The following is a 16,237-nucleotide window of genomic DNA, read 5'->3' as shown; positions in this document are numbered from 1 at the left end:
GTTTTAGTTTTTAATAGTTGATACCATAATGGTTTGTAATGCTTGTGCATCTATATTTACAAGGGTTTCTTTTTCTCCTAAAAGTAACTTGAAACTCTTTTTTGTTTTCCCTTCATTAAAAACAACCACAGCAATAGAACCGTCTGTGTTTTGTGCTGCCGTAACTTGCAATTCTTTATCTGAATTTTCTAAACCAATTACTTTTGCCTCTGGTCTTATGTATTTACTAAAATGAGCCATGGTGTAATAAAGTGGCGTAAAATAAACGGCATCTTTTACAGGGTCTACAATTACGGGTGCCACACACCAATTCTCGAACCAGTTTGGACCTCCTTTTGTATCTAAAACCATATTCCAATCTACCCAACCATCTACCCAATTATTTAGGCAACCAATAATATCTCTTGCATATCTGTTAACTGGTGCATATTTTGGATGTAAATCTTTGTCTTTTTCTGGTGCCCAATCCCAACCCCAATCTGTTGCTTCTTTTTTCCAATACCAAGCGTCATCTTGCCAAACAGGAACCTGAGAATCGATACAACCTTCTGTTTCTATTAGGTATTTATTTGGAGCTTTGTTATGTGCATATTGCAACGCTTCCGGAAAAACCTCAAAAGTACTTTCGTACCAATGTATGGCCGTTCCATCAAAATATTTTGATGAACTTTCACTTCTATACATTTCATCTACCCATTCTTTTAAACCTTCTCTATTTTGATCGTATCCTAAAATAATTTTATCGCCATAGCCATCTTTTTCTAATTTTGGACCTAAATGAAACTCTACAAAATCGGTCATTTCTTTTGGTGAAAAATGCATGCTTTCCCAATTATTACCATTTCCGTGTGGTTCATTTTCTACTGTAAATCCCCAAATATCGATGCCTTGTTCTTTATAAGCATCTACATATTTAGAAAAGAATAATGCCCAAGTATCATAGTATTTTGGCAGCAATTTTCCGCCAACCCACTTATTATTGTTTTTCATCCAAGGAGCGGCTGTCCAAGGTGAAGCAAAAATTTTAAATCCGTCTTTAGACACTTTCATGGCATCTTTTATCATCGGAATTAAATCGTCCATATCTTCTTTTATGGTAAAATGCTCTAAATTTACATCATCTTCTACAGGAGAATAGGAATACTGATTGAGAGAAAAATCACAAGAATTCATGTGTGTTCTTGTTAACGAATAATTGGCACCATCTTCAGCAAAATAAGCTTGTAAAATAGTATCTCTATTTTTTTTACTTAACTTGTTTAATAAGTAGGCCGAAGATTCTGTAAAAGCCCCACCAAAACCAGTAATTGTTTGAAACGTCTCTTTAGGGTTTAAAGTTATTATTGATGCATTTTCATCCGAAGTAAACGTTGAAATAGGTGTTAATTTATTTCCGGCTTCAGAGGTTTCATAAACAGCTACATTTAGTTTGTTATCAACTTGCGTACAACTAATCATCGCTATTAAAAAAAGTGTTAGAAAATAGAATTTTGTTTTCATTGTATTTATTTTTTATAGTCTGTATTCGGAACAAAAACGTCTTTCATCAACGCTTCTTTATTTCCATTATATGTTTTTGTAATTGGTTGTCCATTTCTTGTTAAACCTTTAAAAACACCTTTATCAACCAAATTCCAAAGCGCATATTTAGCTTCTCCTTTTAAATTGATTAAACCAAAATGATTTTCTGATCCATTTGCATTTTCAGCATCTTTCCATTGTTCATCAAAAGCTTCAAAATAGAAACAAGAAATCCCTTCTTTATTAGTCCATTCTCGCAAACTATTATAATACAAACCTTGCTTGTATTCGTCTGTTGCTCTAGAGCCTTGTGCGCCATAATAACCATTAGATATGGTTGCCCAACCTGTTTCGCCAATATGAACAGGTTTGTTTACGCCCAAGCTTTTCATATAACTTTTTACAGCATTATATTGCTTTATGGCAAACTTTTTAGACCTTAACATGGCTGCATCAATTTTTTCTATGTCTGATAAATGCAACTCATTATCGGGTACTTTCCAAAATTCTGAATTGTGGTGCGAATTATGATATGGATACGTATGTGCAGAAATATAATCTACGGCTTTTATCAATTTTTCTAAATCTTCTGTATGATAAATTGAATCTCCTCCACCCCAACAAGAAAAATCGTCTGAACTTGTAATCCAAACATCTTTAGGCAACTTGCCATTTTTCTTTAAATCTTGCAGATGATTTACCCATTTTAAAATCACATTCGGTTGTACAAAATAACTTGCTGCCCATTTTACCATCGCTTCATTACCCACCGCAATTACTTTTACAATCTCTGGGTATTTGTTTGCCAAAGCGACTGCTCTTGCTATTTCTCCTTCATTTTCTGGACTTTCTAGATTATGATTTGGCTCTTTGTCTGTCCAAGCATTTAAACAATCTATCCAAGCACCCAACATTACATACATTTCAAAATTTGCATCTTCTTTTTTAAGTTGATGAATGGCTTCTAAAACATTTGCTGCATGTGGTAATTTTGGTTGCACATTATAGGTTCTTAAAATGCGAATCCCCATAGCATGCATCAACTTTAAATCTTCTTTTAATTGAGAAATTGTAGGTTGATTGTCTTCTCTAGATTTTTTTCTATAACCTCCATAAGAGATGGCTAAATAATCAGGGTTTCCTAATATTTCGGCAGCTGTTACATCTTTTTTCACTTCTTTTAACTTCACTTTAGAAGTACAGCTAACGCAAAAAATAAACACAATAATTGCAAAGGATATTTTAAAAATTGAATTCATATTTTGATGTTTAAAATCGTTTTTTTTGAAAGGTTTTAAAACCTTGTTAGTGTTTATTCTTAACACCTACAAGGAAAAAAAAGACCTTGCAGGTGGAATCTATCTTTTAATTTTTTTATCAATTATTTTTTTACTGAAACCTCTATTCTATCTATTTCACCTGTTCTTTCAAACATCATTTTAGAAATAGTACTGTTAAGAATTAAGATTTCTGATGTTGTTATTTTTCCGTTTGTAAAAAAGATTGTTACACTTTCTTCTCCTCTATTTTTATAAATAATAGGTACTTGACAATAGGTAAAACAAAGTGAATTTTCTTTTAATTCAATTGATTTTGCTTCTTTGCTAATTGATGTATACCTAAAAGTTTTTAGAGCTTTGATAAACTCACTACCTCTTAATAATCTTGGATTAAAAATGATTTTACCTTCTTTTACAAAAACACCTAATTCACCAATTCTGCTTAACACATCTTCTTTAACCTGACCTGTCATTCCTGGTTGTTGCGCGCCTTTTCCTCCTGGTGTATGAGAATATGGGTCTGTTGGAAAAGCACCATATAATTCTGGTGATTTATGCACACCAATTCCTGCTTGAATTTCATAATAATGATCTAATAACTGACCAATTACAGCTTCATCTTCCTTATTTTTAACCGCTAACAAGCAATTTTCTTGAACCGCTAATAATAGTTTTGAAACCATGTGCCAATAAATAGAACCTAACCCTTCATAGCCAAAGAAAGTACCTGAACGACCTGTAAATGCTTTGTGATTAAAGACTCCTTCAAAAGTTTCTAGCAACAAATCAGATTCGTTTTCAATTAAATCTGAATACGTTTCTGGTAATTCTTTAAAAGCTCCTTTTAGACTATTGGCATTATTAAAGTTTGCATTAAAATGATAATTGTCTAAAACATCTTTAGTAATGATTTGTGTGTTACCATCACTAATTAATTTTGATAGTAATTTTGAGTTTTTTACAGCTTCTTTAGAAATCACATTTTTCTCATCAAAACGAGGTAAATCTTTATTCGGATATAAAATATAACTGTATTGATCTTCTCTAAACAACGCACTTGCTTTCATTCCGTCTAAAACTTTTAAAGCTTCTTTTGGCGATAAATATCCAGCACTTAAAACAGCAACTTGCCCTTCTAACATTTCTGGTAAATAAGAAATAGACACCTCTTTATCATTCTTAATTGTCATTAAATTGTATGAATGATATAAATTATCTGCACGTTTGTTTGCTTTAATAGTATGCTCTAAATATTGCTTTGTAATGGTAAAAAATGCTAACAATTCTGTTTTAGAAATTGTACTTCTATCACTAGAAAATCCGTTTTCATAAATTGCAGTTCTAAATACACTTCCTGCTTCACCTAAACCATCTAAAACTGTTTTTCTCTCAGTATCTGAAACAGAACCAGAAAGTATTTCTTTATTTTGGTTGAAAGTTGCCACAACTTCATTAAAGAATGTTGCCAATTCAGATGAAATTTCAACTTCTTCTGTGGTTGATTTTGTAACTACTTTTTCGAAGAAATTGATAAATCTATTTAAGTAATTTAATGTTACCATAGAAACTCCGTTACCAACTAAAGCGTTGTTAGCGTCATTCCATTCCGGACGTTGCGTATTCATCCAAATACCTCCTTCTGGGATGAAGTTGGACACTTTTGCTAATACAGTTGCTAATAATTTTTCTATTAAATTAACTTTATAAATAAAGAAATTTTCATCTCTTAATAAAGCACCATCAGCTCCTAATTCTTCTCTTTTTTGATGAATTTTAGCATCTAATTCAAAATCGAAATCAATGGTATCTTTAGGGTTTTTAAGTATACTTTGATAATCTTTAATTTTATAAGGCACATTTGCGTACACAAAAATGTCTTCAGAAAAACGTTTTTCTAATTGATTCGGATAATGGTTTTCTATAAATTCTAAGAATTTTAATAAGTAAATTATTTGATGATCTCCCCAATAACCAATGTAAGACCAAGGATCATTTTCTTCTATAGTTTCCCAATCGAAACCATCTTTTGTAACTCTATACGGATTGTAACCATCAAAAGTAGTAGCATTTAAAAACTTATGAATCATACTTTCTATAAAGGCTGGATATGAATGCGCTAAGGTTTCCCAATTCTGGAAAATATCACGCCAGTTCCCTTCGTAATCTAAAATTTTAGACCCATCAATTTCATTTTTTGTGTTGATAGAAAACTTGTTCCAAGGTCTACTTGGGTCTCCATGTCTTCTACTAAATTTTAATGGTAAATATTCAAAACAAAGTCTTTTAAAGTTTTTATCTTCATCGTTCTCTGCAATTTCAAGAATGGTATTTAATGTAAATTCCTCTGGTAAGTCATTTAACAATTCCTCTTTTTTCTTGATGACTTTTTTATTTGCCTTTGCAATGTATTTTATAAAATCTTCTTTCTCAATCTTATAATCATCATCAAAAGTACCACCACGCATTAAGTTAAAAAGCGTATTTGCAAAATGTCTTGTGTTTACTAAAGGATCGTTTGTTACTTGCAAACCATCTGCAGCACCTGTTAAAGCGATTAAGTTTTTAGTTCCTAATTCGATATCTTCTAAAATACTTTCATATAAATTTTCATCATTAACAATTGCCTTAGAAATGCTTTGAATATCGCCTATCGTTTGATTTACATTCGCAATAAAACTCCATTCTTTAGTTTCATTTGCTGATAATTCTAAATCTGCACTGATAAAATAAGCCCCTTTTTCTGCTTTTACATCTACTTCTTGACGTACCTCTTTTCCTCTTCTAAAATTATCTAATTGTAATGATGATAATAAATGAGTAGGATTTTTAATACCTAAAGACCAAACGATATTTGCCTTTAAAGCTTCACTTGGTTCTGCTTTATCAACTATAATTGCACTTAATGAATAAATACCTAAACCAGCTTCTGTTTGCAATTCACTTTTCTTATATGCATCAACTAAATTACTGCGAGAGTTTTGTAAATCTGTTTCTACATCCGAAGGAAGTATATTTTGTAAACCATCTAAAAATGTAATTTGTATTTTATCCGAAGAATTATTAATTAAGGTAGATTTTTTTACAAACCCGAATTTGTCGGAAGAACTCCATTGATACCTAAAAGTTACCTCTAAATCTTCATTAATTTCTTCAAAAATAACTTTATTACCAAAACTGTTTTTATATAAGTTTTGTTTGGTTTTATACAACCCAATTTGTCTTTGAGAAAAAGGCTCCCATAAATAAATGTTTCCATTTTTAGAAACCTGAAAAATAGATTTACTTCCTGTTACATCTGCAGATTCCGTAATTTTATCATCCGTATAATACGGAAAAAGAGAATATTCACTATTTTTTCTACCAGCCGTAAGACCTCCATTACTAGAAATAAACATCCAATGATTAGAGTCTGAAACAATACTCATAAAGAATGGTCTCATTTCATTACTGTTTGCAATTTTATAATAAACTTCATTGTCAAAATTTATCATTTCTCCTTTCACTTCTTGTGCTTGAAAGTCTGCTTTGTTTTTTCCTAAAAAGATGGTTTTGTTTGTCATTAAAATTGGTGTTCTAAAACCTCTGCAACAATTAAATAGAGGTTCTAATTAGTATTTTATTTCATTAGAATATTTTAAAATATTCTCTCTAATTTTATTTTTTTATTCTAAAACAACTTTATTATTAGCTGCTTTTATAAGAGCATCGTTTAGCTTAATTTCATTAAAATGTTTTAAAACTAAGCTTGTGGTCATTCCTTCTGAATACGGATTTAATTGATGTGCTTCTTTTAATGCATAATAAGCTGCTCTTGGATATAAAGTGTATAAACCTTTGTTATTGGTTGGCCCTTTTGCACAAATACCAAACCACTCCTCATTCATATTATTATGATTTTCTTGATAGTCATAATCATACGCTTTGGTTGCCCAAGAAGCATCATTATCATGTACATCTAAATTTATGGTTTGTCCGTATTTCCACCAACCATCACTAAATTGAAACGTAAAACCACCTATTGCATTTTCTGCTTTCCCCAAACCAGCAACGTTTTTATAAATCTCTTTCCAGTTTTCTACCAAGTAAAAAGCTTGCATTTTTTGATCTTCTTTATTACCTATGGCATTAAAAGCATCTGCCCCAAACTCTGTAAATAGTATAGGCATGTTTAATTTATTTTTTACAATTTCAAAAGCATCTAAAAAAGATTTTCCTCGATACATATTGGTGCCATAAATATCTACGTCTTTACATTCTTCTGCTATTATATCAATAAACAAAAGATCACCATTACAAATAGCTATTGGATGAGAAGCGTCTACCTTTTTCATTTGAACAGCCGCTTCATTCATCAATTTATACATTGCTCTGCCTCTTATTTCTCCTATTTTTTTCTTTTCAGTTTCTTCTTCAGGAAAATCTTCTGTTTCTGATCCTGCCCAAAAAAGCCCATAATTATTTTCATTCCCTAAAAGGAACAATAACAAACCAGGGGTATTTTTATACGTTTTAGTCATTTGCACAACTTCTGCAAGCAAAGACTTTTGAGCATTAACATTTGTGTAATCTGTTTCTGGTTTCCAATTTCCGTTTATAGAAACTCCGTATCTACCAAAAGAATGGTTTAGCATGGTGTAAATACCATACTTTTCATAGATATAAGTAATCCATTTAGGTTGAATCCCTTCGTAAACACGAATTGTATTAACGCCTAACTCTTTAAGCAAAGTCATTTCTGTTTCTAATGCCTTTTTTATAAATGCATTAGGTTGTTGCCATAAACTGTAAGAAAAATTGGTTCCAACCGGAAAATAATCCCAATTCATTCCGTTAATGATAAAATCTTCTCCATTAACCATTAAACGCATTCCTTGTTCATTCTTTAAAACAACTACTTCCTCCTTTTTTTTAGAACAAGAATTTAAGGCCAAAAAAATAAATATAATTGGCAAGAAAATATATTTCATAAGTATCTCTTTAAAAGTAAAACCTTACTATTTTGTAGGTAATAAAAGGAAGAAATAATAAGGTCAATCAATTATAAACTGACCTTATTACACTTCTTCAATTAATTATTATTGATATACTTTTACGTAATCTATTTCCATAGTATCTTCAGTAAACGCTGCATCTACAGACCCTCCTAAAGTACCGCCCATTGCTACATTTAAAATTAGAAAGAAATCTGCATTAAAAGGTAATGTATCATCATTTGCTAATTCATAAAAAGGAACGTTATCTAAGTAAATTTTAACTGCAGTATCTGTCCATTCTACCGTATATAAATGAAATTCAGAAGCAGCATTTGCAACAGCTGTAGTTTCGCCATAACTAGCATTATTACTGCCTGCAGTATTGTACCAATGTAACGTACCTAAAGTTGTATTTTTATCTGCCCCTGTTTGCTCCATTATATCTATCTCTCCAGAATGTGGCCAACCAATAGTAGAAAAATTAGCACCTAACATCCATATTGCTGGCCATGTACCTTGAGAACCTGGTAATTTAGCTTTTACTTCTACTCTACCGTAAGTAAACTCATACAATCCTTGAGATTTTAATCTTGCAGATGTATATCCACCGCTACCATCAGCTTTTGCTTTAATTTTTAAATAACCATCTTCTACAATTACATTTTCTGCATCATTGGTATAGGTTTGTAATTCTCCATTACCCCAACCACCTGCACCTAAATCATAGGTCCAATTTGCAGGATTTGGCGCTCCGTCTGTATTAAAATCGTCTTCCCAAGCCAAATCATTATAAATATAACTAGATCCTTTTACAGGTTTTGTAGATGTAAATTTATGATACCAAGCTGCTCCAGAACCAGACGCTGGGTCTTCTATAACTCTAACAATTAACTCACTACTAGAAATAGAAATAATATCATAAGTTCCAGAACCTACTAACCATCCCATAAAACCACCATCAGAAATTTCGAAATTTGTACCTCTATATGGCGCATTGTTATACGTACCTTCTGTACCTGCTTTAGATGTAGAAGGACCAAAAGCCACTGTTTTTACACCAAACATTTTTGTTGCTACAGTTTCATCATGACACTGATCACCTGCAACCCCTAAAACACCTGCATACGTACCAGGAACAAAAGCAGGTCCTACGGTTTGTTCAAATGTTAAACCATCTGCAGTTCTTGTAAAGACAAACTCATTATCATACATACATCCTTTTTCAGAATCCCAAGCCTTAATACCATTCCACCAAGCCTCATACGCAAATTCTCCGTTACCATAATCATCTGTAACAGGCCCTAAACCAACATGTAAATCTTTATCTGCTTGCCAGTACCATTTTTTACTATCTCCAATATTAGCACCACTTAGTAAGTTTTCTGCTTCAACATCAGAAAAAGAACTAAACACTTCTACATCTATTGTTTTTGTTGATGAAACACCACCTGTACCATTTGCTTTTACAACAACAGTATAGCTATTTACACCTACTTTAGAAAACCTTTTTGATAAAACCCCTGATGGAGAAGCTACCGCTACACCATCAAAATAATATACATAAGAAGATGCATTTTCTGCAGTTGTAGTAAAACTTACTGTACCACTTCCATCTCCATAAAGATTGTCTGCATCTACACCTGCAATTTCTGCGGTGATAACAATATTTGTAGGAGCTACTATTTCTCCGAATTCATGCTCATTTTCTTGACACCCATAAAAAGCCGTCATTAACGAAAATAAGATTATATAAATATTTTTTATTTTTTTCATTTTTTATATTTTAGTTACGTTACAAGTAAATAATTGTTTTACTTAATTACTAGATAATGAAACATCATCTAAATTAACCATACCTACCGCTGCACCTAAATCGAAAATGACTCTTGCGTCTGAGGCTCCAAATTCTGCTGCAGATAATGTTACAGAATAGGTTGTTCTTGTTGGTGTAATTTCTACCGTTTTAGAATCATTAGACCAAGGATCTGCACTTAAACCAATACCAGCAATTATAGGTCTGTTTACGTCTGACCAAGCATCAAAAGTTAATGTGTAGGTATTTCCTTGAATAATTTCTACTTTTTGACTTGCATTTACATCGTATGGTTGACCTGCCGCTGTTACATTTACAGAATAATAGGTATTACCTGCATCTGTTGCAACTGGAGCAGCCGTACTATCATCAACACCTATTAACCAAGCATCGCTTCCGTTTTCAAAATCTCCATTAACTAATATATTTCCTGTACCTATAATAAGCGATACATTGTCTAAATTTACCATACCTACTGCTGCACCTAAATCGAAAATAACTCTTGCATTAGAGGCTCCGAATTCTGCTGCAGATAGCGTAACAGAATAGGTTGTTCTTGTTGGTGTAATATCTACCGTTTTAGAATCATTAGACCAAGGATCTGCACTTAAACCGATACCTGCAATTATAGGTCTATTTACGTCTGACCAAGCATCAAAAGTTAATGTGTAGGTATTTCCTTGAATAATTTCTACTTTCTGACTTGTATTTACATCATAAGGTTGACCTGCAGCAGTTACGTTTACTGAGTAATAAGTATTACCTGCATCTGTTACTACTGGCGCAGAAGAACTATCATCAATACCAATTAACCAAGCATCGCTTCCGTTTTCAAAATCTCCATTGGTTAATAAACCATCATCAAAAGCAGGTGTATTTGTACTTGCTTTATAGAAATAAAAGTTATCTAAAAATACGGTTCCTTGTGGTGCTGCAGCAATAACTATTTGGTTGATATCTGAAAAAGGAACTCCTGTAAATTCTGATAAAGAAATATTAAAACTTAACCATTTACCTTTTTCTGTAATTGTATTTTCTACTTCAAACTCAATATTATCAGCACCATCATTATATCCTGTACCATTAAAGTCAACAAATTTCAATTTAAAGGTATCTACATTCGAAGTCCAAATATCAAAATGAACAAACTCCATTGATGATGCATCTATTGGTGAAGCTTCTGTAATTATACCCGCATAATTTAAATCTCTGTACGCCAAAACATTGTCGGCATCTACTGTAATTACTTCTTGTAAAGCTAAAGAAGACCAATCTGTAGTAAATGAATCTACGGTAGTTTGTGTGTATTTATCTGAAAATATAGAAATTACATCTGCCGCATCTCTTGTTGCAGGTTTTTGTGCAGCAACAATTGGCACTAAAATTTCTGTTACTTCAAAATCTTCCGTATATGTTGTTGTTTCTACAGCACCACCTTTAGCAATAACTTTTACAGAGTAAATACCTGCTGTTGGATATTGATAAGAAATTACATCACCAATATTACCTGTTAAAACTGGTTGAGTAACACCATCTTCTCCTGAGTAAAACTCAAAAGTAGCAGCATAATCTGCAGTAGCAGTAACATTTACTTGTTTAGAAACGGCTACATCATTCTCTAAAGTAACCTCTAAATTTTCTGGAGCTTTAAATGAAACGACTAATTCTTGCGTTGCTTCTGTTGTATCTCCTTTGGTATTATAAGCTACTATTTTTATAGTATAAGTACCTTCTACATAAGTGTGTTGAGCACTTTTACCTGCTTCTATACCTTTTTCTTCTGGAGTTGCATCTCCAAAAGAAACATCAAAATAAGCCCCTCCATCTGCCGTTGGTAAAATTGTTACCAACCCAGAATTATCTTGAGATAAATTATAACTCGCAGCCACACTAGTTGGCGCAGCAATAGTATCTAAAAAGTCTAAACTTCTATCATCTTCTGCACAAGCATTAATTATTAGTAATAATAGTAATGCTTTATATATTATTTTAATTTTCTTCATCCTTATAAATATTAATATTTATCATTTTGTGACCAATTTCCTTGAGAAAACTGTATTTCTTCTACAGGTATTGGAAACACCTCATTTTTACCTGTTGTAAAACCTGGTATTTGAGTTCCTCTTCCTGTTCTTACTAAGTCAAAAAACTGATGACCTTCTCCAACTAATTCTACTCTACGTTCATGATAAATAGCCGCAGTTAAATTAGTACCTGTTGTTGTTATGTTATGATCTGTATTACCAAAAGCTCTTTCTCTAACTCTATTTAAGTATGTTTTAGCTTTAGCATCATCTGCATTAGGTCTTCTATTAAAAGCTTCTGCCACCATTAATAATACATCTGCAAAACGAATTGCTCTATAATTATTAGGGTTTGTTATGTTTAAATCTCCTGCAGCTTCTGCACTTCTTTTTCTTGGAAGGTATTTTCTATTAAAAAAACCTGTATGCTCATAACCTGTTGTAAATTGTGCACCTGTAGCAGCAGACCAAGCATCGATATCTAAAATAGCTACTTCTTTTCTATTGTCTCCATCTTCAAATTCATCTACCACTTCTTGTGTAGGTACATTAAAACTAAAGCCTGATGTAAATAAATCTCCATCATAACCTCTAATTCCCTGAAAACCTACTGCAACATTCCCTTCACTACATTGTAAACAATCGAAACCTGCTCCCTGAGTATCTGTATATTGAACTTCGAACACAGAACCCGTTCCGTTTTCTCCATCAAATTCAAAGATTTTATTATAATCAGATTCTAACATATAAGGACCATTCTGAATTAAATTTTCTAAAACTGTTGATGCTTCTAAAAATTTATCTTGATACAAATATGCTTTTCCTAACAATGCTTGTGCCGCTCCTTTTGTAGCTCTACCAACTTGTGGTGCTGTATAAGATAGGTTAGCAATTGCATATTCTAAATCTGCTTCTATTAAAGCATATACATCTGCTTTTGGCGATCTTGGGATTGTTTTTTCATCCCCCAAAACGAAACGTCCTTCTGGTTTAATAGGAATATCTCCAAACCATTTTACCAATTCAAAATTATAATACGCTCTTAAAAAATGAGCTTCTGCAATGATAACTTCTTTACCTGTAAAGTCTGTTTTGTCTTGAAATTCTAAAATGTATGCAGCTCTATTAACACCACCATACATCCAACTCCAAAGATTTTGAAGTTGATCATTAACAGGTGTGTGCGTCATATCATCTACTTGTTGATACCCTGGTACATCTGTTGCACTTTCTCCTCCTGCCAAAGTATTGTTTGATGCAATTTCTCCCATTAATACATTGATAAATGTAGATTGTAAAGGGTCGTACGCAGCTACTAAAGCATTGTAATAGTCTGTTTCTGAATTGAAAAAAGATTCAGAATCTTCTGCGTAAATTTTAGAATTATTTAAGTAATCATCAGAACATGCGCTTAAAATAAATAAGCTTGTCATAAAGATGAATCCTAATTTTATTTTTTGTTTATAATTTCTCATCTTTTATTTTTTAAAATGTAACATTTAAGCCTAATAAAAACTGTCTTGCAGATGGATAATTCCCAGAATCGATACCAGCTCCTATTGCTCCGTCATTTATAGAAGGATCATACCCAGTGTAATCTGTTAGTGTAAATAAGTTGTTTATAGATGTGTACAATCTTAATTTAGACACCCCAACTTTTTCTAATAATTCTGGTGCAAAATTATACCCAATTTGTATGTTTTGCATACGTAAGAAAGAAGCATCTTCTACAAAGAAATCTGAAAACAATTTGTTGTTTGTTGCGTCATTTGTAAGTCTTGGTACAGAGTTGCTTGTTCCTGCTCCCGTCCATCTATCTAAATAATAAGCTGGTTTATTAACATTTGGTAAAAAACGTTCAAAGTTTCTAACCATATCTTTCCCTAACTCTGCATATAAATAAGCTGTAAAATCCCAATTTTTATAGGTAGCTGACACATTAAAGCCCATATAATAATCTGCTTGCGGATTCCCAATATTAGTTCTATCATCAAAATTTATAACTCCATCTCCATTCATATCTTTATATCTAATATCTCCTGGTGATGTTACAGTAGCCCCTAACCCAGACTGTGAAGGATGTGCATCTACTTCTGCTTGAGTTTGAAAAATACCATCTGTTTGCAAGCCTAAGAAATACCCAATTGGTTGCCCAACTTCCATTCTAGAAGGAGCAAGGTTTCCGACAGCAAAATTACCTCCTTCTACAAAGGCGTCATCTAAAACTTCGGTTACCTCATTTTTTACGTAGGTTACATTGTAACCAAAATTTAATGTAAAATCATCTTTAGAAATTGCCTTATAATTAATAGCTAATTCTCCACCCGTGTTTTTAGAAGTACCTGCATTTACTGTTGGGTTTGCTCCTCCTGGTGCAGCAGAACCTAATAAACCAGAAACCGGAAAGTTTTCTATTAATAAATCTTTTCTTGTTTCTTCAAAATAATCTGCAACAATAGTAAGTTTATCATTAAACATATTTAAGTCTACACCAATATCTAATTTCTGTGCAGTTTCCCATGTTGCTGATGGATTAGATAAAGCACCTTGCGCAGTACCATCTACTAAACTTCCACCAAACACATATTCACCTTCTCCATTTAATAAAGACCTGTATAAATTATCACCCACCAAGTTTCCTAAAGTACCATAACTTGCTCTTAATTTTAAGAAAGAAATAGTTTCACTATCTTTTAAGAAATTTTCATCAGAAATTTTCCAACCAGAAGTAATAGACCAAAAATTATCTACTCTTTGATCTTCTGCAAAAACAGAAGCGCCATCTCTTCTTATTAAACCAGAGAATAAGTATTTACCTTTATAATCATATTGAATTCTACCAAAAAATGAAGTCAATCGTATATCTCCATTACCAGTATTTAAACTTCTTTGTTCGCTTTGTGAATTTGTTAAGCTGATATCTGCAAAATCATAAGAATTGTTTGGCACATCAAAACCAGTAGTATAAATACCATCAAACAAATCATTTTGTACACTTGTACCTAAAGTAAAACTTGTGTTATGGTTTTCTGCAAATGTTTTTTGATACGTTGCAAAAGTTTCCCAATTTACTCTTGTTGACGTTGTTTTATACTGATAGACAGAACTTTGTGTTTTATTATACACTTTACTAGAACCATAATCTTGTATTGGTGTAAAAGAGCGTTGTTTTTCGTTATAAATTTTATAACCAAGACGAGAAACTACATTTAAACCTTCTATTGGTTTGTACTCTAACTTAAAGTTTCCTTCAATTCCGTTTCCATTATTTTCACCATAAGTGTTTTGTAATAAAGACAAAGGGTTTACAACCTCTATCCCTAAAAAGTTATTGGTATCGTTTTCTGCAACACCAAAAGTTGGGGCATAATTTAAACCATTAAATAAAAGAGATCCATCAAAACCTTGAGAAGCACTCGTAAAGTAGTTTGCAATTACAGAAAAGTTTAATTTATTATTGATATCTACCCCTAAATTTAATTTGATATTATTTCTAATAAAATTAGATTTATCTTTAGCAATAATACCATCTTGTTCTGTACGAGATGCACTAACAAGATATCTAAAACTTTCTCCACCACCAGATAAACTAATATTATGATTCATTAATAAAGCATCATTAAAAAGTTCATCTTGCCAATTGGTTCCTTTTCCTAAAGAACCAACATTAGCAAAAGGCACTGTTTGTCCGCTTGCAGCATACGCTTCATTTAAAACCAAAGCATACTCGGTTGCATTTAAATAATCTAACTTTTTGGTAGTTTGTTGAAAAGCAGCATAAGTATCATATCTTACAGTGGCTTTCTTATTTTTCTTACCAATTTTAGTAGTTACTAAAACAACACCATTTGCTCCTTTTATACCATAAATAGCGGCTTGTGCATCTTTTAAAACTGTAATCGATTCAATATCATTAGGGTTAATACTGTTTAAATCACCTTGATAACCATCTATTATTGTTAATGGTTGGTTATTGGTGTTTGAACTTACCCCTCTAATTAAAATATTAACCTTAGCACCTGGAGCACCAGAAGACAAGTTTACAGCAACACCAGAAGTGGTACCTTGCAAGGCACTTGTTGCGTCTATAGGCTTTAAAGCATCTAATGTTTTTTCTCCAACAATAGATACAGAACCTGTAACATCTTTCCTTTTTTGTTTACCATAACCAACAACCACAATTTCATTTAAAGTCTCTGCCGCTTCTTCTAATAAAACGTTTACAGTTTGTTGATTAATAATTACTTCTTTTTTAGCATATCCTAAATAATTAAAGACAAGTGTTGCCCCTATATCTACTTTAGAAAGACTATAAAGTCCATCAAAATCAGTTTGAATTCCAACTGCTGTTCCTTTAATTAATATACTTACTCCAGGCAATGGATCTCCTGTTTTAGCATCTTTAACAACACCCTTTACATTTATAGTTTGTGCCGAAACACAAATTCCGATAAATAAAAAGAGTAATAATGTGATTTTTTTTCTCATGAATTTAAAATTATTATTAGTGGTATAAAATTAAGCCTTCATATTAGTAAATTGATAAAAACAACCACAACAAAAAACATACATCGTAAAAAAAGCACTGCAAAAACAGTAAACTCTTAATAAACATAAGGTTTTAGA

General features: G+C 32.1%; 8 protein-coding genes. All 8 read right to left on the bottom strand.

Features of this window, described 5'->3' with window-relative positions; genetic code table 11:
• Positions 1-3 precede the first annotated feature (3 nt).
• Complete coding sequence (locus tag WHD07_RS00415) at positions 4-1,500, bottom strand: glycoside hydrolase family 30 protein (protein ID WP_343329579.1); 1,497 nt, start codon at positions 1,498-1,500, stop codon at positions 4-6.
• Between the two features lie 5 nt (positions 1,501-1,505).
• Positions 1,506-2,780, bottom strand: coding sequence for a glycosyl hydrolase family 17 (locus WHD07_RS00410; protein ID WP_343329578.1), 1,275 nt, complete (start codon positions 2,778-2,780; stop codon positions 1,506-1,508).
• A gap of 122 nt (positions 2,781-2,902) precedes the next feature.
• Positions 2,903-6,361: a hypothetical protein gene (locus WHD07_RS00405; protein ID WP_343329577.1), complete on the bottom strand. Its 3,459-nt coding sequence runs from the start codon at positions 6,359-6,361 to the stop codon at positions 2,903-2,905.
• 102 nt (positions 6,362-6,463) lie between these two features.
• A complete protein-coding gene (locus WHD07_RS00400; protein ID WP_343329576.1) occupies positions 6,464-7,768 on the bottom strand; it encodes a glycoside hydrolase family 2 TIM barrel-domain containing protein in 1,305 nt (434 codons plus the stop codon).
• 108 nt (positions 7,769-7,876) lie between these two features.
• Positions 7,877-9,547, bottom strand: a complete 1,671-nt coding sequence (locus WHD07_RS00395) for a glycoside hydrolase family 16 protein (RefSeq protein WP_105048241.1) — start codon at positions 9,545-9,547, stop codon at positions 7,877-7,879.
• Positions 9,548-9,589: 42 nt separating this feature from the next.
• On the bottom strand, positions 9,590-11,590 hold the full coding sequence (locus WHD07_RS00390; protein WP_343329575.1) for a carbohydrate binding domain-containing protein: 2,001 nt from the start codon (positions 11,588-11,590) through the stop codon (positions 9,590-9,592).
• 11 nt (positions 11,591-11,601) lie between these two features.
• Positions 11,602-13,086, bottom strand: a complete 1,485-nt coding sequence (locus tag WHD07_RS00385; RefSeq protein WP_422897645.1) for a RagB/SusD family nutrient uptake outer membrane protein — start codon at positions 13,084-13,086, stop codon at positions 11,602-11,604.
• 10 nt (positions 13,087-13,096) lie between these two features.
• Positions 13,097-16,099 (bottom strand): SusC/RagA family TonB-linked outer membrane protein, encoded by a 3,003-nt coding sequence (locus WHD07_RS00380; protein WP_105048238.1) that lies wholly within the window; start codon positions 16,097-16,099, stop codon positions 13,097-13,099.
• Positions 16,100-16,237 lie beyond the last annotated feature (138 nt).

The sequence above is a fragment of the Polaribacter staleyi genome, from assembly GCF_038024045.1.
Classification (GTDB): Bacteria; Bacteroidota; Bacteroidia; order Flavobacteriales; family Flavobacteriaceae; genus Polaribacter; species Polaribacter butkevichii.
The sequence above is the reverse complement of the archived record's forward strand: the minus strand, read 5'-3'. Positions and strand labels throughout refer to the sequence as shown.